The 25,239-nt window shown below is 64.3% G+C and carries 25 protein-coding genes; 5 read left to right on the forward strand and 20 right to left on the reverse strand.

Annotation, left to right across the window (positions count from 1 at the left end; all coding sequences use genetic code 11):
• Positions 1–49: 49 nt before the first annotated feature.
• The 8 genes from N825_RS14065 to N825_RS14100 form a co-directional block, all read right to left on the reverse strand.
• The gene (locus N825_RS14065) at positions 50–1,435 is read right to left on the reverse strand and encodes an outer membrane protein assembly factor BamB family protein (protein WP_051512348.1); all 1,386 of its coding nucleotides are present in this window, start codon (positions 1,433–1,435) and stop codon (positions 50–52) included.
• Positions 1,432–2,112 (reverse strand): tetratricopeptide repeat protein, encoded by a 681-nt coding sequence (locus tag N825_RS14070; RefSeq protein WP_037452730.1) that lies wholly within the window; start codon positions 2,110–2,112, stop codon positions 1,432–1,434. The genes N825_RS14065 and N825_RS14070 overlap by 4 nt, the downstream gene beginning before the upstream one ends.
• A 116-nt stretch (positions 2,113–2,228) precedes the next feature.
• Positions 2,229–2,774, reverse strand: a complete 546-nt coding sequence (locus N825_RS14075; protein WP_037452733.1) for a thioredoxin family protein — start codon at positions 2,772–2,774, stop codon at positions 2,229–2,231.
• A gap of 133 nt (positions 2,775–2,907) precedes the next feature.
• On the reverse strand, positions 2,908–5,373 hold the full coding sequence (locus N825_RS14080; RefSeq protein ID WP_245613109.1) for a sensor histidine kinase: 2,466 nt from the start codon (positions 5,371–5,373) through the stop codon (positions 2,908–2,910).
• Entirely contained in the window at positions 5,360–6,034 is a 675-nt protein-coding gene (locus N825_RS14085; protein WP_037452738.1) for a response regulator transcription factor, read from the reverse strand. Before N825_RS14085 ends, N825_RS14080 begins: the two co-directional genes overlap by 14 nt.
• A 40-nt stretch (positions 6,035–6,074) precedes the next feature.
• Positions 6,075–6,509 carry an acyl-CoA thioesterase gene (locus N825_RS14090; protein ID WP_051512349.1) on the reverse strand — a complete coding sequence of 145 codons (435 nt, stop codon included), beginning with the start codon at positions 6,507–6,509 and terminating at the stop codon, positions 6,075–6,077.
• A complete protein-coding gene (locus N825_RS14095) occupies positions 6,506–7,537 on the reverse strand; it encodes an AbrB family transcriptional regulator (RefSeq protein WP_051512350.1) in 1,032 nt (343 codons plus the stop codon). The genes N825_RS14090 and N825_RS14095 overlap by 4 nt, the downstream gene beginning before the upstream one ends.
• Before the next feature lie 287 nt (positions 7,538–7,824).
• Entirely contained in the window at positions 7,825–8,484 is a 660-nt protein-coding gene (locus N825_RS14100) for a response regulator (RefSeq protein ID WP_037452739.1), read from the reverse strand.
• 286 nt (positions 8,485–8,770) lie between these two features.
• Here N825_RS14100 and N825_RS38885 point away from each other — a divergent pair, with 286 nt between their 5' ends.
• On the forward strand, positions 8,771–9,124 hold the full coding sequence (locus N825_RS38885; RefSeq protein ID WP_157619188.1) for a hypothetical protein: 354 nt from the start codon (positions 8,771–8,773) through the stop codon (positions 9,122–9,124).
• Positions 9,125–9,600: 476 nt separating this feature from the next.
• The gene (locus N825_RS14105) at positions 9,601–10,272 is read left to right on the forward strand and encodes a LuxR C-terminal-related transcriptional regulator (RefSeq protein WP_245613120.1); all 672 of its coding nucleotides are present in this window, start codon (positions 9,601–9,603) and stop codon (positions 10,270–10,272) included.
• 170 nt (positions 10,273–10,442) lie between these two features.
• Here N825_RS14105 and N825_RS14110 read toward each other — a convergent pair whose 3' ends face one another.
• On the reverse strand, positions 10,443–11,123 hold the full coding sequence (locus N825_RS14110) for a LuxR C-terminal-related transcriptional regulator (RefSeq protein ID WP_037452741.1): 681 nt from the start codon (positions 11,121–11,123) through the stop codon (positions 10,443–10,445).
• Positions 11,124–11,885: 762 nt separating this feature from the next.
• On the opposite strand from N825_RS14110, the gene N825_RS39765 reads away from it, so the two are divergent.
• Positions 11,886–12,062, forward strand: a complete 177-nt coding sequence (locus tag N825_RS39765) for a hypothetical protein (protein ID WP_198038322.1) — start codon at positions 11,886–11,888, stop codon at positions 12,060–12,062.
• Positions 12,063–12,117: 55 nt separating this feature from the next.
• On the opposite strand, the gene N825_RS14115 is transcribed toward N825_RS39765, so the two are convergent.
• From N825_RS14115 to N825_RS14150, 8 genes are all read right to left on the reverse strand, one after another.
• A complete protein-coding gene (locus tag N825_RS14115) occupies positions 12,118–13,608 on the reverse strand; it encodes an ATP-binding protein (protein ID WP_245613110.1) in 1,491 nt (496 codons plus the stop codon).
• A gap of 218 nt (positions 13,609–13,826) precedes the next feature.
• Positions 13,827–15,038: an NAD(P)-dependent oxidoreductase gene (locus tag N825_RS14120; RefSeq protein ID WP_051512352.1), complete on the reverse strand. Its 1,212-nt coding sequence runs from the start codon at positions 15,036–15,038 to the stop codon at positions 13,827–13,829.
• A gap of 24 nt (positions 15,039–15,062) precedes the next feature.
• Entirely contained in the window at positions 15,063–15,998 is a 936-nt protein-coding gene (rfbA, locus tag N825_RS14125) for a glucose-1-phosphate thymidylyltransferase RfbA (RefSeq protein WP_084164720.1), read from the reverse strand.
• A complete protein-coding gene (locus tag N825_RS14130) occupies positions 15,995–17,062 on the reverse strand; it encodes an NAD-dependent epimerase/dehydratase family protein (RefSeq protein WP_051512353.1) in 1,068 nt (355 codons plus the stop codon). The genes rfbA and N825_RS14130 overlap by 4 nt, the downstream gene beginning before the upstream one ends.
• 303 nt (positions 17,063–17,365) lie before the next feature.
• Positions 17,366–17,917, reverse strand: a complete 552-nt coding sequence (rfbC, locus tag N825_RS14135) for a dTDP-4-dehydrorhamnose 3,5-epimerase (protein WP_037452742.1) — start codon at positions 17,915–17,917, stop codon at positions 17,366–17,368.
• A 9-nt stretch (positions 17,918–17,926) separates the two neighbouring features.
• Positions 17,927–18,499, reverse strand: a complete 573-nt coding sequence (locus N825_RS14140) for a polysaccharide biosynthesis/export family protein (RefSeq protein ID WP_051512354.1) — start codon at positions 18,497–18,499, stop codon at positions 17,927–17,929.
• Between the two features lie 377 nt (positions 18,500–18,876).
• Positions 18,877–20,118 (reverse strand): outer membrane beta-barrel protein, encoded by a 1,242-nt coding sequence (locus N825_RS14145; protein ID WP_037452747.1) that lies wholly within the window; start codon positions 20,116–20,118, stop codon positions 18,877–18,879.
• A 240-nt stretch (positions 20,119–20,358) separates the two neighbouring features.
• Positions 20,359–21,174 (reverse strand): NAD-dependent epimerase/dehydratase family protein, encoded by an 816-nt coding sequence (locus N825_RS14150; RefSeq protein ID WP_037452749.1) that lies wholly within the window; start codon positions 21,172–21,174, stop codon positions 20,359–20,361.
• Positions 21,175–21,367: 193 nt separating this feature from the next.
• On the opposite strand from N825_RS14150, the gene N825_RS14155 reads away from it, so the two are divergent.
• Together N825_RS14155 and N825_RS14160 are read left to right on the forward strand one after the other, a co-directional pair.
• Positions 21,368–21,703, forward strand: coding sequence for a hypothetical protein (locus N825_RS14155; RefSeq protein ID WP_037452752.1), 336 nt, complete (start codon positions 21,368–21,370; stop codon positions 21,701–21,703).
• A 74-nt stretch (positions 21,704–21,777) separates the two neighbouring features.
• Positions 21,778–21,990: a hypothetical protein gene (locus N825_RS14160; protein ID WP_037452755.1), complete on the forward strand. Its 213-nt coding sequence runs from the start codon at positions 21,778–21,780 to the stop codon at positions 21,988–21,990.
• A gap of 245 nt (positions 21,991–22,235) precedes the next feature.
• On the opposite strand, the gene N825_RS14165 is transcribed toward N825_RS14160, so the two are convergent.
• The 3 genes from N825_RS14165 to N825_RS14175 all read right to left on the reverse strand — a co-directional run bounded on the left by N825_RS14165 (position 22,236) and on the right by N825_RS14175 (position 25,237).
• Complete coding sequence (locus tag N825_RS14165; RefSeq protein WP_245613111.1) at positions 22,236–22,781, reverse strand: histidine phosphatase family protein; 546 nt, start codon at positions 22,779–22,781, stop codon at positions 22,236–22,238.
• A gap of 88 nt (positions 22,782–22,869) precedes the next feature.
• Complete coding sequence (gene eat, locus N825_RS14170) at positions 22,870–24,351, reverse strand: ethanolamine permease (RefSeq protein WP_037453097.1); 1,482 nt, start codon at positions 24,349–24,351, stop codon at positions 22,870–22,872.
• A 49-nt stretch (positions 24,352–24,400) separates the two neighbouring features.
• Entirely contained in the window at positions 24,401–25,237 is an 837-nt protein-coding gene (locus N825_RS14175; protein ID WP_037452760.1) for an ABC transporter permease, read from the reverse strand.
• Positions 25,238–25,239: the final 2 nt, after the last annotated feature.

A 25,239-nucleotide genomic window follows, 5' to 3' on the forward strand; every position in this document is an offset into this window, starting at 1 on the left:
TCCATGTAGGGAGCCGCGCGCGGCTCCACCACTCCAATAAAAGGCCGCCTCAGCGGTAGGCGGCCAGGGTACCGTCATCAGTCAGGACATAGAGGGTGCCGTCGGCGACCACCGGCGGGATGAAGGTGGAGCCGGGCAGGTCGAGCCGTTGGGTCTCACGGCCATCCTCGGGCGACAGCGCCACGAGTTCGCCGGTCGAGTTCGCCAGCCACAACTGGCCGCCGGCCAAGGTCGGGCCGGTCCAGATTATGGGTCCTTGCCGGTCCGCCGGGTCCTCGTAGCGGGCCAGGGGTGCCACCCAGCGGACCCGCCCGGCCTGCCGGGTCAATGCGATGACCTCGTTGTCATTGCTCAGCACGAAGATGAAGTCACCAGCGACCGCGGGGGTGTCGACGCCGCCAATCTCCTGCTCCCACGCGCGCCCGCCGGTCCGCTCGTCGATCGCGACCATTCGGCCGCTGTGGCTGACCGCCAGAACCAACCCCCGGTCGATCACCGGCATGCCCCGGATATCTGCGAGGTTCGACAGCGCGCCGACCCGGCGCGCGGCGGCGAGATTGTCGGACCACGCGACGCGGCCGTTCTCGGCGCGCAGCGCGAACAGTTCGCCCGAGGAATAGGGCGCCGCGACGATGGTGCCGTCGACCGCCGGGCTGGCCGCCCCCAGCAGGCCCGCCGTCTCCAGGATGCCCGTGTGCGTCCACAGCGTGGCGCCATCGTTGGCGGAATAGGCGATCAGCTGGTTGTCGACGGTGATGACGAAGACGCGGCCATTGACGATCGACGGGGCGGAACGCACCGGGCCGGGCACGCGGGTCCGCCAGCTGATGGCACCCGTCGCCGGATCGACCGACAGCAGTTCGCCGTAACCGGTCGTGACCATCAGTCGGTTGTCGGCGAAGGCGGCGCCGCCACCCAGCGCGCCGCCGGACTCGTTCTCCCGCTCGACGCTGGTTTGCCAGACCTGCTTGCCGGTCGAGGCGTCGAAGGCGGTCAGATCGTATTCGGTGTCGAGCGTGTAGACGCGGCCCTGCGCCACGACCGGCTGCGCCAGCAGACGTGTCTCGGTGGAGGAGCCATAGCCGATATCGGCGGTCCAGACTTGGCGGATTCGCGGCGCCAGTGCCAGATTGCCCATGGCGTGATCGGGGTTGCCGCCCGCCTGGGGCCACGCGGGGTTGGTCGTGGCGGCCGGCAGTTCGACCCGCAGGTCGGCCAGCCGAGGATCGGGCTCCAGTTGACGCTCCAGCCGCAGCACCGAGATCCGCTCGCCGGGGATCGGCGGCGGCTCGCTGTCGCCAAACCAGCTGCCCGACCCACATCCGGCCAGGGACAAGGTCACCATGCCTGCGGCCATCAGCCGGACGGCGGGTCCGCAGCCGATGGCGTTACGGGGAGATGAGGCGCGATCGGAGGTGGCGCGGTCTGGGGTCATTGCGGCTCGGCGGCATAGAGGGCGGCGAGTTCGGTGGCGCGGTTGCGGACACCGGATGGAGCGGTTGCGTCGTCCTGGAGCTGGGCGAACAGCTTGCCGGCCGTCGCCTTGTCTCCGGCGCGGATCGCCAGTAACGCCGTGAGTTCACGGGCGGAATGGCGCCAAGGGCTGCTTTCCGCCGTCAACGGCTCAAGCCGGGCGCGAAGCTGTGCCGGCTCACCGGCCTGCACCTGATGGGTGACCGACAGCAGGGTCGCCAAGTCCCGATAGACCTGCGCCACCGCCGACGAGCCCGCGAGTTCGTCATAGATCTTGGTCGCCGCCGCCCCATCGCCATCACGGGCGCGAAGACCGGCCTCGTAGAACCGGGCCAGGGTTCCCTGCCCCGCGCCGGTCTGCGCGGCGTAGGCCGCCAAGGCATCGGCAGCGGCTTTTGGATCACCGCCGGTGGCGCCGCCCTGGGCTGCCGGCGTGCCGGCCAGACGCAACGCCTCGGCCAATTGCTGGGTCTTCGTCTCGGCTTCCGAGTGCTGCCAATTGCGCCACGTGACGAACCCAGCGGTACCCGCGACGACGAGCAGCACGACGGCCACGATCAGGGCGCCGTACCGCTTCCACAGCTTTTCCAATCGATCACGGCGAAGATCTTCGTCAACTTCGCGGAAGATATCGGTCATATAGCTTTTTCCGGGCAGACGAAGTCCGCCGGTCCTCATGCGTCCGGGTTTGGCCGGATACCAGACGGTCCCCCGCCGGTCAAGGCGGCAAAGCGCCCGCCCCTAGGCACGGGGCTCTATTTCCACTTGATCGAGCAGCCCATGCTCGGGATCTGCTCGGTCGGCCCCTTGCCGGTTTCGGCGATCCGGACCATGGCCTCGAACAGTTCGCGCCGGGCGTTGGGGATCGGTTGGACCTTCGACGCGTCCAGCCTGCCACGGTAGCACAGCTCGAGATCGGCGTTGAATCCGAGGAACTCGGGAGTGCAGACGGCGTCATAGGCCCTGGCGACCTCCTGGGTCTCGTCGATCAGGTAGGGAAAGCCGAAACCGTGCTCCGCCGCGAACCGCTTCATGTTGTCGAAGCCATCGTCGGGATAGCGGGTGATGTCGTTTGGCATGATGGCGATCGCCTTGACGCCACGGGCCTCCAGCTCGCGGCAGTCGCGGACTACGCGATCGATCACCGCCCTGACGTAGGGGCAATGATTGCAGATGAACATGATCAAGGTGCCGTTGCGTCCCCGCGAGTCGGCCAGCGCGTGGGTTTGCCCGTCGATGCCCGGCAGGCGGAAATCGACCGCCTTCCATCCGGAGTCGAGGGTGGTCGATCGTGCCGCCATCTGGCTTTCCGCTCCCGGTTGTTCTTCTTCGTTGCGCCGGACGGCACCCCTTGGGAGCACCCGGCGATGAGGCCAGCAGTCTAGCGCGCTTGGCCACCGCCTCCAACCATCCTTGAGGCCGCGCCTTTGCCCCTCACGGGGCCTGGAAAGCCAGATGCCACTGGCGCAGGAAGTTCTCCCGCTTCAGCCTGTCGAGGAAGACCAGCAGCGACGGGCTGAGCGTGATGGGGATAACGGGACCTGCCGTGCCGCGCCGGACGCCGGCCGAGGTCGCCTCCCCTTCGGTTCCCGACAGGGCATAGAGGACGGAGCGTTCCGCCACCACCTTCTGGCCGCGCTCGGACAGCAGGTAATCGATGAAGCGCCCCGCGAGATCGGCCCGCTTGGCGGCTTTCGGGATGAGCGCCACGCGTGACAGGATCAGCGTGTAATCCTCGGGCAGGACGATCCCGATCCGCGCTCCGGCGTTGATTCGAGCGCGCGCGTAGGAGCCGAGCACGTTGTAGCCGATCAGCACCTCGCCACGCTCGATCATGTCCAGGACATTGGACGTGCAGCACACCAGCCGGGCGCGGGCGGTTCCCAGCGTCGCGACCAGCTGCCAGAACTGGCTGAACAACACGGAGTCCTGGCTGGCGAAGAAGTACCCGATACCGCTTGTCGCCAGATCATAGGTCGCCACCCGTCCCGCGAACCGGCTGGGGTTCTCGCGGATCAGCCGGATCAGCGCGTCGCGCGATCTCGGCGCCTCCGGGGGCGGCACGAGATCCAGGTTATAGGCGATCACCGCGGGCTCATAGGTGAAGCCGAACGCCTCGTCGCGCCAATTGGCCCAATCGGGCAAGGCGCTGGTGGCGTCCGACACGTAGGCTTGCCCATAGCCGTCGTTGACCAGCTTGACCTGCAGATCGGCCGCCGAGCTGATCAGCAGATCGGCCCTCGATTCCACGGCCACCGTCCGCTCGTACAGCTCCCGCGATGTCAACTCGTCGTAGACGATCGTGACATCCGGGGCGACCGCCTGGAAGTCCCGGATGAGCGGCTCCATCGCCGCGAGATCGGTGACCGCGTCGATCCTCAGGATGTCGAGCGCGGCACCGGCCGCGGCGGCAAGAGGTGCTGGATGCAGCGACTCGGCCGCCGTCGCCTCACGCGGCGACCACAGAAGCAGGGCGGCCAGGAGCAACACCGGCACCATGCCCCTCTTGACGGCGGTGGTCGGTCGCGGAAACTCGAGCCGCGCGATCAAACCGCCGCCCGGCCGGTCGAGCAGGGTCAGATCGGCGTCATGCGCATCGGCCACCGCCTTGACGATCGCCAATCCCAAGCCGCTTCCAACGGTTCCCGCGCCGGCCCCGCCCCGCCCGAACCTCTCCAGCACCCGCCCCTTCTCCGCGTCCGCGACGCCCGGTCCGCGATCGGCGACCTCGACCCGCAGGCCCGGCCCGCTGGCGGCCAGGGCCACATCGACCGGGCCATCCAAGCCACCATACTTGACGGCGTTGTCCACCAGGTTGGTGAAGGCCTCGTGCAGGCTGATCGCGTCACCCGGCACCAGTGCCTCCGCCACGTCCTCCTCTATCCTCAGCCGAATGGCGGCGTCCTCGCTGACCGCCTCGGCACGCTGGACCACTTGGGCCAGCAGGCTAGCCAGATCGACCGCCTTCGGCTCCAGCGCCTCGCTCCGGTGGATCACCATGGCGTGGCTGAGCAACTGGTTGGTCAATTGGCTGGCTTCGACCGCGTTTCGGTGGATCCGCGCGACCGAGCGCCGGACCATCTCCGTGTCGGGCTCGTCCGCCGCCAGTTCGGCCTGAAGCCGGAGGCTGGCGAGTGGCGTGCGGATTTGGTGGGCGGCGTCGGCCAGAAAGACCTGCATGGTGTTCAGATTGCCCTGGAGGCGCGCAAGCAGGGTGTTGATCGCGTTGACCAGTTGCGACACCTCGGCGGGCGGCGGCACCGCGATCGGCGAGAAGTCGTTGGGCTGGCGGGCTCGGATGACCCCCTCGATGAACGCCAACGGCGCCAAGGCCCGGCGTACGCCCAGCCAGATCAACCCGGCGCCAACCAGCACGGCCAACGCTATCGGCAGGAAGGCGTTGGTCAGGATGGTCCGGGCCAGTCCGTCCCGCTCCTCCCGCGTCTGCGCCACCGCGATCCTGACCCAACCGGAAAGCTGGGGATGGGAGATCAACCGGTCCAGCGCCGCGACCCGGACCGTCACGTCCTTGTACGACACGTTCCGAAAGCCGGAACGATCGCCGCGCGGGATCGCGACGTCCACCGGCAGGTCCTCGTAACCCGTCACCAGACCGCCGTCCGGCGCCGTGATCTTGTAGAAGACGCGGTCGCGCCGGGCCATGGCCAGGATGTTCAGGGAGGAATAAGGCAGGTCGACGGCGATCCCGCCGCCCTCCACCCTGACGGTGTCGGCGATCGACAGGGCGGCCGCCAGCAAAAGCTGGTCATAGGCGCTGTCCGCCGCCCGCTGGGCGTAGTCGTGAACGAAGGCGAACAACCCGGCCGCGAGCAGCGCCAAGGCTCCGAATAATCGGATCAGCAGGCGCCGGCGCAGCGAGAAGCCGTCACGGTCCGGCACGGACTTCCGCCACATAGCCCAAGCCGCGCACCGTCCTGATCTCGACCGAAGTCCCCTGCAACTTGCGCCGCAGGCGGGAGACGTACAGCTCGATCGCGTTGGGCGCCGCCGGCTGGTCCAGGCTGAACAAACGATTCAACAGATCGTCCTTGCCCAGGACACTGTCCAGATTGGTCAGGAACAACTCCAGCAGGCGGAACTCGCGCCCGCTCAACTCCAGGGGCCGGCCCTCGACCAGCGCGCGTTTGGCCGCCATGTCGAACAGCAGGTTGCCGAACTGGGTGGCCGAGGCCGCGATCCCGTGCGAGCGGCGCAGCAAGGCCCGGCAGCGGGCCTCCAGTTCGCGCAGGTCGAACGGCTTGACGATGAAGTCGTCGGCGCCGAGGTCCAGCAGGTCGACCTTGACGTTGACCTGGGAGCGCGCGGTCACCACCAGCACCGGCGTCCGGTCGCGGCGGCGCCTCAGCTTGGTCAGCAGCGCCTGCCCGTCGATGCCCGGCAGCATGATGTCCAGGATGACGAGTTGATAACTCTCCTGGGTCAGCAACTCCTCCGCCGCCTCGCCATCCGGCGCCCAATCCACCGCGTATCCGAGGTTGCGCAACCGACGCACGACGGCGTCGGCCAAGTCCTCGGTGTCTTCGACCATCAGGATTCGCATGGGATCACCCGCCGCCCGCTCGCCCCCGGCTCAGCCCCGGTCACGCGGCTGGCGGCGGCACCAGCCGCGGCCGCCGATCCTCGTCGATCGCCACGAAGGTGAAGGTCGCCTCCGTCACCTTGAAGCTCTCGTCGCCGTCACGGCTCCGCCGCCACGCCTCGATCCTGATGCTCATCGACGTCCTCCCCACCCGCACGATCTCGGCGTAGAGGCTGACCTCGTCGCCAACGAAAACGGGAGAGTGGAATACCATGCTGTCAGCCGCCACGGTAGCACATCGGCCCCGCGCCCGCCGCGCCGCCGCGTTGCCGGCCGCCAAGTCCATCTGGGCCATCAGCCAGCCGCCGAAGATGTCCCCGGCCGGGTTGGTGTCGGCCGGCATGGCGACGGTGCGGATGACCGGTTCGCCGCTGGGAAGTCCTCCCTGCGGGGCGCTGGCCGGTTGCCCACCGGGTGCGGGATTTTCGTCGGTCATGGCGTTCCAGTCTTTCCCTTGTCTTTGACCGATAGCCGCCGAAGCCACAACGGCACGAAAACGTTCAGAACGATCAGTCTAACGACATGATGGGCGCCGACGAAGGCTGGGTCGAGCCCCAGCGCGAAGGCCATGATCGTCATGGCCTCCACCCCACCGGGCGCGTAAGCGAGCCACACTTGGCCGAATGGCAGATCGAGCAGCCAGTGGGCCGCGAAGGCGAACAGCGCCGAGACGCCAAGGGCCAGCAGGACGCTTTCCAGCGCTCCCCGGAACGCGCCCCGCAGCGATGAGAACGACGCGTTGCCGAAGCGGCAGCCGATGACGCAGCCGGTGACCACGAAGCCGATGATCAGCAGCGGCCCTGGGAGCCGTCCCTCGACCACGCCGATCGCGTGGACGGCGGCGCTGACCAGGATGCCGCCCAGCAAGCCGCCGGCGGGTACGCCGACGCGGTCCAGCGCCACGCCGACGACCCACCCCGCCGCCAGCACGCCGGCGGCCTCCAGCAGAGATAGCTGGATGTCGGTCGTGACCGGGACGGCGTGGTCCGCACCCGGCAACAACCATGGCATGAGGGCCACCAGGACGAACAGCCGGAGACTTTGGGCGAACGCGATGCGCGGCAGATCTGCTCCCCCGCGCAACGCCATGACCAGCACTTGCGACAGGGCTCCGGGGATCGATGAATAGCGCGCGGTGGCGGCCTCCCACTTCCAGACGCGTGTCAGGTAGGTCGTGCTGGCGCCGATCATGACCACGACCGCCACCGCCAGAATGGCGAGGCTGCCCGGCCAGGCCGCGATCTCGGCGATCGTTCCGGGTGTGACGGCGCTGCCGATCGACGTGCCGAGCACGACGAAGACGATCGTCCTGATCCAGTCGGGGACCCTCATGGGCAGGCCGAGGCCGGCCGCCACCGCGACCGCCATCATGGCGCCGGTCAGCCACGCGGCGGGAAACCCCGCCAGGGCCAGCAAGGCTCCCCCCGCGGTGCCCGTCAGAACCGTCAGGCAGAAGTTGATCACGCGTCCCCCGGAGCGGCCCTGGGGTCGCTGACGCCCACGATGGAAGAACGGGAGAAGCTATGGGTGTTGGGCTCTGATCGCACCGGAAGCCGCACGGATGGCGACGGCATCGGCTTTCCTCCAGGAATTTTTCTTTTTTCCAGCCGCGTCGTCATCCTTGGGATGCGAAGCGGCCACCTGGAGTAGAACAGCAGATAAAGCTGTCAGGCACCTGTCAAAAAATTATGGATCCCGAGAATGCGCTCCGGCCGCTTGGCGGCGGGGGTACCCCAGCCGCCAATCGGCCGTCAGCGCTGGAGTTCGGAAGCCACGATCACGGCCTGCGTGCGGTTCTTGACGCCGAGCGACTTGAAGATGGCGGTGACGTGGATCTTGACCGTTCCCTCGGAAAGGCCGAGTTCGTAGGCGATCTGCTTGTTGGACTTGCCTTCGCGCAGGCAGTTGAGAACTTCCCACTGGCGCTGGGTGAGTTGATGGTGGTTGGCGCCCCGCTCCCCGCCCTGCTGGTCGAAGTTCTGGTGCATCGGCATCGCCTTGGCGGCGACATCGGCGTGGATCGCCGAAGGCGGCAGGTAGATGCCACCCGAGAACACGAGGTTCAGCGCGCTCAGCATGATCTTGACGCTGGACGACTTGGGAATGAAGCCGGCGGCACCCGCGTCCAGGGAATTGCGGACGTCGGATTGATTCTCCGACGCGGAGACCACGACGACCGGTGTATCCGACGCGATCGTACAGATCTGCTCGAGTCCAGTGAAACCGGTCCAGCCCGGCATCTGCAGATCGATCAGGATCAGGTCGAAGGCGTCGCCCTCTTTCTGGAGCTGCTCCAGGACCTCGTCGAAGTTGCTGGCGTCGGTGAACTCCGCATCGGCGCTCAACTGCTCCAAGAGGCGGCGCAACCCTTCCCTGAACAATAAATGGTCGTCACCGATCAAAATTCTCATCGCCGCACCTCAAAGACTGCAAATCGCCATTAGGCATCGAAACGTTCGTCAAGGGACTTCGGGCGCAAGATCAAGCCGGTGGCACACGAGATCGTGATCCATACCATCGTTCGGGCCCCCCTCGACCACGATGCACGAGTGGTGACTTCAACCTCTTTGCGACAGCCGTCTCCCCTCCAAACCGCCTCGGCCCCCGACGTCGATCTCGGGAAATCGAACTCACTTGAAGGGGGCGACCCTAGAAGACCAGCTTCTGGCCCAGTTTCCTATGACTAGACGATATAGCATGGAGTTGACGAAAACGCGCATCGCAATCGTCGTGAAAAATCAACTTTCGAGGTATGATGGCCTCTCCAACACACTTCCCTCAACACCAAACCACCCCAATGAGAGTGGTATCATAAGAGGCGCGGAGTCGGCATCCGGCATCGACTCCGACAAACCCCTACTCCCCCTCAGCCAGATCAAGCAAGGCGGTCCATCGGCGGGGAAATTGGATTATACCGTCTGTCCATTGACAGTCCTGTTTTATTCCGTGCCTTCGATTCGCCTCAATGCGTACAATAGCTTTCGGCGTATGCCCGATCATCGCCAGTATTTGCACGATTCGACACCGATCGGACGCGGCGACGGCGTCTAACCTAACGTGGCAATCCATGGAAACTCAAGGTCCGAACCTGCGGGCACGTCCGCGAACACAATCGAAGGAGATAACCTGATCCGCATTTCACAACCTGAATTGGATGCGATCCTGCGATTTCGCGCAGGCCTTACCCGGATGGGTTGCCACGATCAGCAGGAATATAACCTCATTGCTTTATTTCGGCGCTGCAATGTCTGCGATATTGTAAATTAACCAATCCAAACTACTTTGGATTTTAGCTTCTTCGCCTTTAGTGACTTGGTGTTTGCTACTCCGCTTCTTACGACAACCCGTTTAATTCTTTGAGATCTTAGAATGTCGAGAAGTCATCCGATGGCCCGCCATCACACCCCGCGCGAATTCACCCAAGGCGTCTTCGCGCCGAAAGTCAGAGCAGCGCCATGCATGTGCACAATGACCAGACCACCAGGAAGTCTTTTCCCCAGGGTTTGGATGAAACTAGGTTGACCGCAGTGACGCCCATGCACGTTTGCCTTGTCGTCGATGACGATGCCGTAGCCGATCATCTTGTCTCGGCGTTGGAGAAGGCTGGGAGACACCGGATCTCGGTGTTCCACGACATCTCCGACCTGCAGCAGAGCAACATCACGCCGGACGCGATCCTGATCGGTGTCCAGCAGTTCGCGGCGCTCCGCGAGAACGAGCCGATGGTCTATCTTCGGCTGTCGCGCCGCAGCCGCATCGTGGTGGTGCTGAGCAGCCGGGAGTTGCTTGACGCGGCGCACATCCTGGCTTTCGCCGACGCGTGGGTCTTCCAGGACATCAACGCCGACAGGATCAACGAGTTGATCGATCTTGGGCTGGAGGGCCATTGCCTGATGCCCAAGCAGTTCTTGTCACGCCTGGGCGTCGACGAGATCAGGCTGACCCTGCTGCCGCGCCTGTCCGATGTCGAGTTCCGGACCCTGCTGCTGCTCGGCGAGGGCTTGAACAACCGCACGATCGCCGACCAGTTGGAGCTTTCGGAAGCCGTCATCAAGTCGATGGTGCGCAGCGTGCTGTCGAAGCTGCATTTCCGCAACCGGACCGAAGCCGGCGTCTTCGCCGCCCGGCAACAGCCCTCCCTGGAAATCGCGCGGAACTCCGAGCGGCCGTCACTGGCCGCCAGATCGTCCGAAGGCTGAACGGGGGGCATCGCGCGCCCTGGCGACATCGCTTCCATCCAACGTCGCCCCAACGGACGTCGGCCCGCGCGGTCCACGAAAAATGAAAGCCGGCTCCCGCGTCATGCGGGGAGCCGGCTTTTCCATTCTCGATGATCAGCCCGGGAACCGGGTTGGCCCAAACCGCCGGTTCAGGCGATCGACGCCGCCGCCGTTCCCGTCAACTCGCCACCGATACCGTTATTCAAGGCCCAGATCGCGGCCTGGGTGCGGTTCGACGCGTTGATCTTGCGCAGCAGGCTCTTGAGGTGGACCTTGACCGTCGCCTCGGTGATGTTCAGGTGATTGGCGATCATCTTGTTGCTGTCGCCGTTCAGAAGGCAGCGCAGGATCTGGACCTCGCGCTGGGACAAGCCCTTCCGCGAGATCGGCATCTCCAAGCCATTGCCATTGACCCGGCCACTGATCAACAGCGCCGCCAAATGGGTCGGGAACACCTTCTCGCCCATCATCACCAAACGAAGCGACTGGGCCAGGGCGTCAGCCGACAAATCCTTCATCAGGTAACCGTCGGCGCCGGCCTCCAAGGCGTTCGCCAAGCGGCGGGTGCACAAGTCGGTGGTCAGGACGACCATGCGGGTATCCGGCAGGAGCGCCCGCAAACGACGCATCGCCTCGGCCTCGTCATCGCCACCGCTGACCAGATCCATCAGCACGAGTTGCGGCTTCAACCCGGACTCGGCGATCGCCACGCCTTCGCGGAGATTTCCCGCCTCGGCGACGATCTGGAAAGGACTGTCGTCCAGGAGACGCTTCAGCCCCTCCCGGAAAAGTTTGTTCGAGTCGATCAGGAAGGCTTCGATACGTTGCATAATCCGCTCCCGCGCTGAAAGGCAATTGTGGTTCTTGTTTCTTCCATCGACTGCTCGATAAGGTGGCCAGCCCCGACCATCACGTCCTTGATGGCCAAAACCCCTTCTCTCTTTCGGATGAAACTACCTGACTTTGTTCCGCCTGGATATTCCCCTTTGGAATAAATTAGGCGCGCATTAGACATATGCCCAATTCACTTCAATGACTAGGGTACTCACAGGCGGGTTTCCACTCCGAAATTTCGAGCCGTCACCCTGGAAGATGATTACCCATCACCGTTCGCATGAGCGAACGGCATTACCCGATCTCACCGGTTTACTTTAGATTACTGCGTTATTAAGCATATAGTGCATCGCACAATGATGCCGGTCAATATCGCATTGCGCCCAAATCACCCATACGTTTAATAATTTCCTGAGCTACGCTTAACCACGACGCGGTAAGACCATCCCAAAGCAGGATGCCAACATCGTTCTTCATGCTGGCAACCCATGAGACCACCACCTAAGATCCAGGAGATGCCATACCTCCTGGCTCGCTGAAAATATGGTTAATATAAATTTACGATTTCCGCCAGAGGCTGCGACGTCACACTATCCCGGCTATCACATCATTCGGGCGTTGTGCGACCTTTCGAGCACACTTTTGATGCCACACCACTCCCATTGGGTAACGAAGATGGCGAAAATTCGGCGACGACGCGCCATTCCCAAGGCGAATGGGAGCCGTTGGCATCATCGGGGAGATGATAGCCGGTCAAGATGACGCTTTTGCAGGGGGTGGGCTTGTTCGTCGCCGGATATCTGGCGTTGCTCGCCCGGAGCGCGTGGAAACAGGGGGAGATCAGGCAGTTCCTGATGAGCTGTCTGTTGCTCGCGACGCTGTTTGGTGTCTTGGCGGCGGTCGTCGCGGCCTATGTTCGGTGGATGGCGAACTGATCGCCCGGGATCGGGGAAACGCCTAGGATTTCCCCGATCCTTCCATCAGCCTGGTTCAGATCAGGCCGCGTTCCTTCGCCTGACGCATCAGGACGTACTGGCGCATCATCTGATTGCGGAAACGATAGCGGAAACCGCCGGGTTCCACGATCCGCTGAAGCACGCCGCCCCGCTCGTCGTCGCTCAATCGGCTGAGCGGATATTGGAGGGACAGCAGAGGCAGGGGCTCGCCGGTTTCCCGGATCGGAACCTGAGCCATGTCGCCCGGGTGGAAGCTGCCGTACTCGTCCGACCGGCACTGGGCCGCGACATACAGGACATCCGCGAACGACGCCTTGCGGTCCGGGCCGAGGGCCTTGTTGTACGCCTCGACGATGCCGCGTTCCGCTTCCTGGACGCACCGTGCCACGGCATAGACCAGATCGCTGTCGCTGACATGGTTGGCGCCCCGGCTGACGGCGCTGCGGGCGGCGTGCAACGCCAGCAGCTGGGCGTAATAAGGCAGCCCCTTGGCCAGCATCACGATGATGTCGCGCGACTGTTCGCTGAACCCGACGCCAGCGGCCTCCGAACCGGCCACGATGATGCGGTCGATCTCCTTGTCGCTCATCAGCGGCAGGTGGACCGCCACCAGCGAACGCTGGATCGATGGATGCTTGCCGAGCAGCTGGTCGAGGCTTTCGGCCACGCCGACCACGAACAATGTGACCGGAATCGAGCTGTCCGTCAGGTTCTTGATCAGCTCGGCCAGCTTGTTGCGCAGGTCCTCGCTGGTGACGCGGTCGTACTCGTCCATCACGAGCAGGACATGGGCACCCTGGATCTCGGCCAGCACGTCGTTCAGCTCGGTCACGCTGAAATTGCCCTGGGGCAGCAGTTCGTCGAAACTGGACATGGTGCGCCGGGCGGCGAAGGGATTGTCCACCTCCGACCGGTAGAAGGTTCCGGGAATCCGCCGCAGGAAGTTGCGGAAAATATCCTCGAAGCTCAGCTCCGCGCTGCAGGTCAGCTTGAGCGTGAAGTAGCCCGCCTGCTGGGCGATCTGCTGGATCGCGTTGGCGAGCGAGGTCTTGCCGCGGCCGCGGTCGCCGAACAGGACGACGTGTGCCCGCTCCTCCTCGATCGCCGCGATGATCCGACGCAGCGTGTTGAGCCGCCCGACGAAGAGGGAGTTGACCTCCTGCTTCGGCCGCGTCGGCGTGAAGGCCTCGCGCAGCGCCTTGTTCATCTCGGGCGTCAAACCCGGAAGATTGCCGCTGACCCGCGACCGCAGGGTGCCGGCGACCGGCAGCGAGAAGCGGGGAAGCTCGAGGTCCTCGTCGTCCGACCGGGCGCCGCGGGCATGGGGGTGGTGATCGTCCGCCTTGCGGGCGTGCAGCAGGTCGGTGGCCGACCTCATCAGCAAGCCGCGATCCTCGACGGCCGATCCAGCGGCGGAAGCACCGACGCCGGCGTGCCTGGGCTGGGGAATCACGTCGTCTTCGATGTAGTCGTCATCGTCATCCGCCGCCAGATCGGACACCAGCCGCGGCCCAAACGGTGTCACGCGCGGGTCCAGATCCGGGCGGACATTCTCACCTACGCCGGCCTCACCGAACTGGGGATTACGCCGTTTCCGGAAAAAGTTACGCATACGTCGGTTTTACCTTTGAACACACGGTTGATGCCACGGCCATCGTCGAAAACCATGCCAGTATCAATTTGGGCGCAAGTGAAGCGTTCCCTCCGGGGCGCGTTGGTATATACCCCGGAGGAAACAAGCCTTCACGACGCGAGCGCCGTCCTTCTCGCGGCACCGCCGGCCCCGGCTTCGCTGGAGCGTGGGTTGAGGACCGACCGCTCGATCTCCAGCCAAGCCCGCAGCGCGAGGCTGTCGGGAAGCTCGACGTCATCCATGCCGATGATGTCGCCGCGCTTCAGCGGGCGCTTGATCACCGCGTCGGCCAGCAGCCCGATCGGAACGTGCCCGGCGGTGTCGGCGATGCGGACGGCCTCGCCCCGCACGTCGAAGCTGCCGATGCCCGACGCGATCCTGTCGCCTGGCTTCAGGTCGCGCTTGACCACGGTGCAGACGCTGGCGACCGGAGCGGCCGAGTTGTCCAGCAGGATGCGCCGCTCGTTGACGACCCGTTTGATGGTCTTCAGGATTTCCAGGTGTACGAAGATATTGTGCTTCAGGACGACATAATAAGGGCCGTCGCCCAATTTCAGGTAGCGCAGCGCGCCTTTCTGCCGGGGATCGTGCTTGCCGACGATGAAGACGCCGTGCGGCAGCTTCAGCGACAGGACATAGTCGCTGATCGGCTTGCCGAGCCGGTCGGCCGCCTCGGCGAGCTGGGTACCGCCCACCTTCAGGTCATCCTCGGGAACGCCGAGCATGCCGGGCTTGGCGATTTCCGCGCCCAGGCCGTTGGCGACGAAGGCTTGCTCGATCTGCACCTTGGTGCCATCGGTGAACGAAGTCACCATCGGCAGGCTGATGCCGCTCTTGTTGCCCCAGTAGGTCATGTCCTCGAGGCTCGGGTCGTGGTTCAGGAACCCCTTGATGTTCCCGTAGACCAGCGGCTCGAAGCCCATCTCGAGGACGTCTTCCCGGAGTGCCGCCTGATCGCCCGGCTGGTCGCCCTCGGCCTCGGTCACCAGACCCTTGCCGACGAAATACGAGCCCGAGGTGATGTGGAATTCCGAGTTCATCGTGACCACGGGCAGGTTGGCGCTGAGCGCCGCCGCCACGACATCGGTCGCGTGGATCGCGTCGCCGGTGCATTCCAGCACGACGTCGGAGTTCTCGATCAAGTCAGCCAGCGAGTTGGTCAGCAACTCGGGCCGGGGGAAGCCGGCGCATCCTTCGATCGGACGCCGGGTCAGCACGCGCGAGGCCTTGTAGCCACGCTGCCGGTCCAGCGCCATGATGAAATGCGAGGAAATGAAGCCGGTGCCGACGACACCGATCCGGATTTCCGGACTGTCCTGCATGGTAGTCTCCCTGGTGGGCGATCGTCAGGCGACGATGCCCGGATAATCGACGTGATCGCTGTCTGTCTTGAATTCCGGCTGCCAGCCGGAGAAGTCCTGCTCAAGCAGCTTCAGCAGGTACTTCCCGTATCCCGACTTCATCAGCGGGGCCGTCAGCGCCGCGAGTTGGTCGTTGGTGATGTAACCCATGCGCCAGGCGATCTCCTCCGGGCAAGCCACCTTCAGACCCTGCCGCGCCTCGATGACCTCGATGAAGTTACCGGCGCTCAGCAGGCTGTCGTGGGTCCCGGTGTCGATCCAGGCGGTGCCGCGTCCGAGCAGTTCGACCGACAGCTTGCCCCGGTCCAGATAGACACGGTTGAGGTCGGTGATCTCAAGCTCGCCCCGCGCGCTGGGCTTCAGGTCCTTGGCGATCGACACGACATCGTTGTCGTAGAAGTAGAGGCCGGTGACCGCGAAGTTGGACTTCGGTTTGGCCGGCTTCTCCTCGATGTCGGTGACCCGGCCGTTCTGGTCGAACGCCACCACGCCGTAACGCTCGGGATCGCTGACCTGGTAGGCGAACACCACGCTGCCGTCGGTCAGCTTCGCCGCGCGCTGGAGGCGATCGGTGATGCCGTAGCCGAAGAAGATGTTGTCACCCAGGATCAGCGAGACCGGATCGTTTCCGATGAAGTCCTCGCCGATCACGAAGGCCTGCGCCAAACCGTCCGGCCGGGGCTGGACGGCGTAGCTGATGTTCATGCCCCAGCGCGAGCCGTCACCCAGCAGCCGTGCGAACAGGTCGCGGTCCTGCGGCGTCGTGATGATCAGCACGTCCCGGATGCCCGCCAGCATCAGGGTGCTGAGCGGGTAGTAGATCATCGGCTTGTCGTAGACGGGGAGAAGCTGCTTGCTCACCACACTGGTGATGGGAGCAAGCCGCGTCCCTGACCCGCCGGCCAGGATGATCCCTTTCATTCAGCCGCCTCCGAACGGCGCAGGCTGTCGATCTCCTCGGCCGGGATGTCGAAGATCCCGCCATAGAGCTCGACCTTGCGGATGATCTCGTGCCACTTGACCAGGTTCTTGTACCAATCCAGCGTGATGGTCTCGCTGGTGCGGTCCAGTTCACCGGACTCCAGCTTGGCCGCGATCTCGCGGATGCCGTCCTCGGCGACGCGGGTCGCCTTGTAGCCGAGCGATTCGATCTTATCGAACGAAACGCGGTAGGAACGGGTGTCGGCGTCGCCGTACCACTCGATCTCGACCTTGTTCGGCAGGGTGTCGACCACGATCTGGGCCAGCTGGCCGATCTGGTAGTTGTTGGCTTCCGACCCGACGTTGAAGATCTTGCCGTTCACCTTGTCCGCCGGCGCGGTCAGCATGAACATCTGGGCGGCGGCCGTGTCACGGACGTGGACCATCGGGCGCCACTGCGAGCCATCACGCATCAGCGGCAGCTTGCTGGTCTTCCAGGCGCCATAGGTCATGCCGTTGACGGCCAGGTCCAGGCGCATGCGCGGGCTGTAGCCATAGACGGTGGCCTGACGCAGCACCACGACCGTGAACTTGTCGTCGGCCAGCGGCAGCACGCCATGCTCGGCCTGCTCGTTGGCCTTGGCGTAGGTCGTCAGCGGGTTGGTCGCCGTTTCCTCGTTGGCTATGACGCCGTCGGGCTGGAAGCCGTAGATGCTGCACGACGACGGCAGCACATAGCGCTTGACGCCGGCCTGCTTCGCCAGCTCGGCGCAGCGGACGCGGGCCCGGTGGTTGACGGCCCAGGTGACGTCCTGGAACAACTCGCCGCTGGGATCGTTGGAGATCGCGGCCAGGTCGATCACGGCGTCGACGCCGGCGAAGTCCTCGACCTTCAGGCGGCGGACGTCCTCGCGGACCATCTCCAGGTCCGGGTGGGACCTCAGCAGTTCATGACCGAAAAAGAACCGGTCGACCGCGCGCACGGCGTAGCCCTGCTCGAGCAGCATCGGAACCAGGGTTGTGCCGATATAACCGCCGGCGCCGGTGACCATCACACGCTGCATTATCTTTTCCTCGGCTGGTACGTAGTTGGGCAATACATTGGGCCGCGTTTCTTCGCGGATACCTGAACCCAGTGTGTTGGCGAATTTTGTGTCGGTATCCTCGGATGAGGACTGGGCGACCGCGTCTGTTTGACTGTGCCCATATTAGGCGAATGCCGGGCTGACCACAGCTATCGCTTCGGTAGTTACTCGATTAATCGAACGGAGATGCCGAAACTTCGTTCCGCATTCGCTGGAGAGGAAATCGGGGTGCTCTTAACAGGGTCCCCCTTTCACACTCCCCAGGCCACGGCGATACTCTCCTCAGAAGGCATCCTTTAGATCACGCAATCTTGGCTGAACTTTGTCCTTGTCGGACAGCACAGCCTGATCGGCGGTAATCGGCCATTCGATTCCAAGATCAGGATCGTTCCACAACAGTCCACGATCATGGCTCGGCGCGTAATAGTTGGTCACCTTGTAAATGACCTCCGTTTCCGGCTCGAGCGTCACGAAGCCGTGGGCGAAGCCGGCCGGAACCAGGATCTGGGTTCCCGTTTCCGCGTCCAAGCGCGCCTTGACGTGCTTGCCGAAGGTCGGGGAACCACGCCGCAGGTCGACCGCGACATCCAGGATGGCGCCTTTGACCACGCGGACGAGCTTGTCCTGGGCATAGGGCTCCAGCTGGAAGTGCAGGCCGCGCACCGTGCCGGCCGGAACCGACAGGGAGTGGTTGTCCTGCACGAACTCCTTCGTGAAGCCGACGCCTTCCAGGGCTTTCCTGTTGTAGGTCTCGGCGAAGAAGCCGCGGTGATCGCCGAACTTGCGGGGCGTCAGCAGCTTGACATCGGGGATGTCGGTATCAACGATTTGCATTGTCGTGGCTCAGAAGAAACGTTCGGGAATGCGGACCACGTCGTCCGGGAGAACCTTGGTGTTGATCGGCGCGCGGCGCTCGACCTTCTCGGGATCGTTGCCGCGGGTGACCAGCACGTAATCCTGGCGGCCGCGATAGGTGTAGCCGCCGGCCATCGCCACGGCGGTGGTCGCGGTCATGCCGTTGACATAGGCGTACTGACCGGGCCTGGACACTTCGCCGATGATGTAGAAGGGGCGGAACGTGACCACCTCGGCGCTGACGCGAGCGTCGCGGACATAGCCTTCGTTCAGCTTCTGGGCGATCGCGATCTCGAGCTGGCGGGCCGTCTTGCCCTTGGCCTCGATCTCGCCGACCAGCGGCATCGCGACATAGCCGGCGCCATCGACACGGAGGGGACCGGAAAGCTGTTCCTGGCCGAAGACGGTGACCCGGACCTCGTCGCCAGCTCCGAGCTGATATTCACCGACCGACGCGGTCTGCGTCTCGAGCGGCGCGTTCGAGCCGGTGTTCTGGCAGGCCGCCAAGCTGACGGCGACGACGCAGCCGGTCGCAACTTTCTTCCAGGTATTAAAAAGCATCGGTTCCTCTATCTCTGGGCCTTGCCGGGTCATGGGGCCGGGTCTCGGGAAGCGAAATCGGGTCGGTGACAACCCGTGACTTCATCCTTCCGACCACCTGAATAGTATCGACAACACCCTCAAACTGAAAAAGCGGATAGGAATTAAGCCTATGGCATTAAAGGATGACATTGAATCCGCTTTTTCATCCACGGATCGGTATCCCTTGGCGTTACCGAGCTTTTCGGACTTTCCGCCCCAGCGCGCGAGGGGTGAAGTCCTTGGCGCGACTATCAGATATTTCGGGTTATCCCCGAAAAGCGAAACGGCGCCTGTTGGACAGGCGCCGCCTCAAGATTGAAACCGTTCGCTGAAACGGTCGATGTCGGCGAACCGAGCTAGAGCTGGGCGCCGATCCGGAGAGCTATCAAGTTCCGGTCGTAGTCGTTACCTTGCAGGTTCGATTCCCGGCGCGAGTACGTATAGGTGCCGCGCAGGTAGAGATTACGGTTCAAGGTGTAGGTGGCGCCGGCCTGCAACAGGTAGAAGTCATCGGACCGGCTGGTATTCTGGTAATCGTCCATCTGGTACTCGCCGCGCGCCGTCAGGATGACGTTGCGAAGCAGCTCGTGGTCGACACCGATCCCGAAGGTCGAGCGGTCGCGCGGATTGGGCGTCGTGCCGAAGCCTTCCTCGACACCGCGCGACACCTTGCCATTGATCGTGGTCAGCTGGGTCACCGCGTAGTCGAGCGACAGGCCATAGGCGAGGCCGGTGAAGTCCTCGTAGACCTGCTCGTCGTAGTTCCGCGCCAAGTAACCGACGAAGACCTCGCCGGTCAGCAGGCCCGTCAGGTCCAGCGACGTGCCGACCACGGCCTCGTAGCCGTCGCTGTCGGGCTTGATGGTGCCGGTGTCGTATTCGGTCCGGGTATAGGTGACCCGCAGGAACGGCTGATAGCCCGGATACAGGTCGTAACCGATCTGGCCCGTCGCGGTGTAGGCCCAGCGGTCCCGGTCGTCCTGGTCGAGGTTGCCACCGGCGATCGAGGCGACATCGTCGTAGTCCTCGTTCTCGGCGCCGATGCCGAAGCTGCCAACCACGCGGTTGTAACGCTGGTTGTACTCGAGCTCGGCTCCGCTGCGGGTGAACTCGACTGGTTCCGACGCCGCGTCGGGGCTATCGGGATCTCCGCGGTCGTCATGCAGCTTGCGGTGCTGCAGGTCGAGCGACAGCGCCGAGTCCCCGGTGATGTCGAGCCGGCCGCCACCAGTCACGAAGTAGTCGATGTAGTTCTCGCTGGTGTTGTCGGCGTAGCGCCCGAAATCGGCGCCCGCGCCGAAACGGAGCGCGTGGCGGCTGAACGTAGACTCGACGGCGACCGACGGCAGCACCTGGAACAGGAAGTCGCCTTCCTTGTCGTCGTCCGACGCGAAGACGTTGTCGTCGTAGCTGGTTCCCAGTTCGACCTTCGGGAAGATCAGGAAGCCGCCCTGGCGAATGCCCAATGGATCCAGTTCCGGGCGCGGACGGTTCACGACACTGGCCCCCCGCTGAAGCTCTTGGGCAATCACCACCGTGCTGGTTCCCGCCAGCAGGGTGGCCGTGCCCAGAAGCAGTGACAAGGTCTTGATCTTCATCGCCCCCACCGAAAATGGCATATCGTTGAACGTTCCAAAAAAACCCACCGCCGGATCGACACGTACCGGCCCAAAGCTAATGAAGCCAGAAACGAGCCGGCAAGCAACCATGCCAAGGTCGTGACGCGCGTTTGGGCAGCCTGTGTGCCCATTAGACAACATATATCGAGGTGATTATGACCTTTTGGATAGGCTGGAGTCTTAATCTCCCTTCCCAGGAGCGATCCGGCCATCCATCCGTCAGGATTCCATTTTGGCGAGCCTGCGTCCCAGACTGCGGCAATACTCCGGCAACGCGCCGCTCGGCCAGTACCAATCCGTCGCCGACATCAGCTTGCCGATATCCAGCGCGAACTCGTCATGGATGCGGGGCGATGTCACCACCAGTTCGCCCTTGCCGAAACCCTCGATGACCCAGAGCGCCATCCGGCCGATCTCGACGCAGGCTCCCGAACCGACATTGTAGGTTCCGCCCAGCCGGTGATTGAGCACCGCCTTGATCGCCGCCGCGACCTGCTCGATCGGCAGGAAGTCGCGCCGCGCGAAGGGGCTGACGTCCAGCGTCACCCTGCCCTCGTTGGCGAGCCGCCCCAGCATGACGCTCATGAAACTCGGCCGGCCGTCAATCCTGTCATATCCAACGACATTGCCGACCCGCAGGACCGTCAGCCGATCGCCGAGGAGGTTCGCCAGCAGGCGCTCGATCGTCAGCTTGTTGCGGCCATAGGCGTCGACCGGTCCGACCGGCGCATCCTCGGAAGCGCCGAAGGCGTATTCGGGAGCGTAGACCTTGCGGGTGCTGAGCATGACATAGCCGAGCCCCAGTTCGGCCGCCGCCCGTCCCAACCTCAGGTCGATATCCAGCTCGGCGCGGTAGGGACCGCTCCGCAACTCCGGATGATAGGCGAAATTGACGATCCGGCCGACGCCCTCCAGGAGGTCCGGGCGGTCCAGCTCGTCATGGCCGACGAAGCGGCAGTTCGCCACTCCCCCATGGTCACGGAAGGCGCGGGCAAGCAGGCTGTTGCGGCCGACGATCAGGGTCGCGTCCCCCATCAGTCCTCTCGTCACGGCGGTTCGGTTTCCGGCTTCGGGCGCGGGATCTTGTGCAATCCCAGGATCAGGCATCATAGGGATGCCAAGCGGCCACGCGACGGGGCAAGTGGCTTCATTCGATCGGATTACATTCGATAGCAATTCATTAAAAATATCATGGTATGGTCACTCACCATCAACGCGGGAACCATCCATGTCAGCCGTATCGTCCAACCGCCGGGTCACCTACACCATATCGACACTCAACCGCGGAAGCTGGACCCCCGGCAAGGCGATAGACAACCTGGACGCGGCACTGGCTGGAGCGCGGAAGCTTCTCGACACAACCAAGGTCGAGCGTGTTCGGGTCGAGCAGTGCTTCAGCGATCCCGCCGTCAACCGCGCCGTCATGACGACCGTATTCGAGGAGGCCGGTACGCCGCCCCGCAAGTTCGAAGTCACCGCCTGGATGCTCCTGGCGGGATCCGTTGTCCTCGGGATCGGCGCGTTCGTCGTCACCCGCTTTCTGCTGAAGGGGTCCGTCACCTGACCTGAGGATGCGGGAGCCTGAACTTTTCCCTGTCCCCGTCCTTATGCTCTCAGCACAAGCGAGGAGTTGAGGACATGACCGGCGAACACGATCCCAAGCAGCCCACCGATCCGAGGAAGCCGACGGAGAAGCCCGTCCCGCCCCAGCACCCGGGCAACGACCCCGCCATGCCACCCTATACTCCCGGAGGCGTGCCCGAGCCCGCCATGGAGGACCAGGAGGAGGCGGCGGCCGAGGAGGAACGGGAAGTGCCGCCCTCGGTCTATCCACCCAAGCGCGCGCCTTGAGTCAGGCACATGCGTTGCCGCGCTGCAACAGTTTAGGTCAAAGACGCTTCCGAGTGGGACCGAGGCCAGCTTCCATCTTGCATCGGCTGCCATAATCATTAATTTTTGCATTGCAGCAAGCGATTGCTGCTTCGCCCTTGTTGGGCGTTTCCTCCCTAGACTCAGGCCGCTCATTGGGCGGCCTTTTTTCTGCCCGCACGCCGGAGCCCGCACGTTCCCAGCACCGGGCGCAGTCCGGCGCCGTGTCAGGACGGTGGCTTGATCCGGCCAACCACGGTGCCATCCGGACGCGCCACCACGATCTCGCCGGATGCCGGCACGACGCCGGTCAACGCCGTGACGTTGACTTGATGTGTCACCATCACCAGCGTTCCCGGCCCGGTCCAGCCGGCCATGGCCTCCCTCACCGCGGCGCTTTGCCTTTTCTCCTCCCCTGACGACTCGAAGAACGAGTTGAGGGGTTCGAACCGGACGACCGGCCCGACATCCATCAGGGTCGCCGTGTCGACACAGCGGCACCAGGCGCTGGTCAGTACCCGCCCTGCCCGCATTCCCCGCTCCGCCAGGACGGCGCCGATGCGCGTGGCCTGTTCGCGCCCCGCGTCGGACAGCACCCGTTGAGTGGCGCAATCGTCCAAGCGGAAGCCCGGAGGGTCCCCGATGCCTGGAACCGTGGTGGCGTGCCTCATCAGGATGACATTGCCACCGTCGCGAAGGGCGGCCCAAGCGGCGGATTCGTCGGCCCGCGCCGGAGTCGACGAGACAACCGCCACGAACAACGCGAGGAGCAAGGAAAGCGGTCGATACCCGGCCATGCGGATGGTCCCCTGGAACGTGATGGATCACATCCGCATCAGGTAGGCCGCTCCCGCCGCGAGCCTAGTCCGCCAAGCCGGGAACCACGCCTGACTTCCTGGAACGGTGGCCGATCGCGAAGGCCTCCTCCGGCGACTTGACCAGATGATGGCGGCCATACAGGCCGAAATAGGCGATGCCGATCAGGAACCAGATGGCGCAGCCCCAAACGCCCGGCAGGTAGTCCGGATTGAAGAACAACGACACGAAGGTCACGACCGCGATGACCAGGGCGACCACGGCGCCGGGCACGCCCAGCGGGCTGACGAACGGCCGCTCGATGTCCGGCAGCTTGGAGCGCAGCAGGATGAACGAGGCCAATTGCATGATGTAGCTGATCATGGCGCCGAACACGGCCATGTTGAGCAAGGCCGCTCCGACCAACTTGCTACCGGAATACTGCATGGCGAGCGCCACCAGAAAGCCCAGCGCCGCGCCGGCGAACAGCGCCACATGGGGCGTCTTCCGCTCGCCATGGGTGACCGAAAGCCATTTGGGGAAATAGCCGGCGCGGGCGAGGCTGTAGATGTTGCGGCCATAGGCGTAGATGATCGCGTGGAAGCTGGCGATCAGTCCGGCCGCCGCCGTGACCGCCAGCAGCTTGACGCCGATGCCGTCTCCGAAGATCGTCTGGAAGCCCAGGAACAGCGGCTCGGTCGAGGTCCCGATCTCCTTCGCTCCGGGAGCCATCCCGGCGGACAGGAACAGCGTCAGGAAGGCCAGGGTGATCAGCGTCAGGATCCCCAGCAGCAAGCCGCGCGGCATGTCGCGCTTCGGATCGTGGGCTTCCTCGGCGGCCAGCGGAAGCTGCTCGATCGCCAGGAAGAACCAGATGGCGAAGGGCAGCGACGCCAGGATTCCCGCCATTCCAAACGGCAGGAAGGCGCTGTTGCCCGGTCCCGGCTCGATGTTGAGCGCGTTGGTCGTGAAGTCGAAATGGCTTATCGCGCCGAGGAAGAAGACGATCAGGATGGCCAATGCCACGAAGGTGATCACCAGGGTGAACTTGAAGCTCAGTTCGACGCCCCAATAGTTCAGTCCGACGAAGACGACGTAGCAGATCAGCCACCACATCGGCGCCAGTTCCGTCGGGGTCTCGAAGATGGCGCCCAGGTAGCCGCCGATGCCGACCACGATGACGGCCGGCGTCAGGACATACTCCATGTTCTCGCCGAGTCCCGTCAGGAACCCTCCCCAGGGTCCCATCGCCGAGCGCCCGAAGCTATAGGCGCCGCCGGTGTGCGGCAGGGCCGGCGACATCTCCGCCAGACTGAAACACAGGCCCAGATACATCACGACGACGATCAGCGTCGCGATGAACAGGCCGCCGAAACCGCCCGCCGCCAAGCCGAAGTTCCATCCGAAGAAATCGCCGGAGATGACGGCGCCGACCCCCAGCGCCCAAAGCGACCACACCCCCGCGTATTTCCGCAAGCCCCGCTTCTCGAAGTAGCCAGCCTCCACCGAATGGTACCGAACGCCGTCTATGCTCTCAGGCTCCGACATGCCGATCTCCAACATTTGGTGTGAACGGATCAGTTGTGGCTTCAGGCCCCTAGCGAATTCCCCTCAAACGCTCGCTGCGCCGGCGCAGGACTTCCATCACGGTCATCAGCAGGATCGACAGCACGATCAGCAGCGTGGCCGCCGCCGCGATCACCGGACTGATGTTCTCGCGGATGCCGTCGAACATCTGGCGCGGCAGGGTGCGCTCGCCCGGCCCGGTCAGGAACAGGGCCACCACCACCTCGTCGAACGAGGTGACGAAGGCGAACAGCGCGCCGGAGACGACTCCGGGCAGGATGATCGGCAGGGTGACCCGGAAGAAGGCGGTCGTCTGGTTGGCTCCCAGGCTGGCCGCCGCGCGGGACAGATTGGTGTCGAACCCCTGGAGGGTGGCGGAGACCGTGATAACCACGAAGGGCGCCGCCAATGCCGTGTGCGCCAGTGTCAATCCCAGCAGGCTGCCGGTCAGGCCCAGCGGCGCGTAGAAGAAGTAGACGCCGACCGCGACGATCACCAGCGGGACCACCATTGGCGAGATCACCAGCGCCATCACCAGGGCGTGCCCCGGGAACCGCGCCCGCTGGAGCCCCAGCGAAGCCAGGGTGCCCAGCACCGTCGCGAGCAGCGTCGAGGAGATCGCCACGACCACGCTGTTGCGGAGCGACGACAGCCAGCGTTCCGAACCGAGCAGTTCGTGGTACCAGCGCAGCGACAGGCCGGGCAGCGGGAAATTGAGGAACGACCCGCTGCTGAACGACAGTGGGATGATCACCAGGATCGGCAGGATCAGGAACGCCAGCACCAGCGCCGTGAGCGCCCACAAGGCCACATGCCAAGCCTTCTGCGCGCCGGTGGCGTGGGGCGGTAGGTTGAGGATCGATCCCATGC

The sequence above is a fragment of the Skermanella stibiiresistens SB22 genome, assembly GCF_000576635.1.
GTDB lineage: Bacteria > Pseudomonadota > Alphaproteobacteria > Azospirillales > Azospirillaceae > Skermanella > Skermanella stibiiresistens.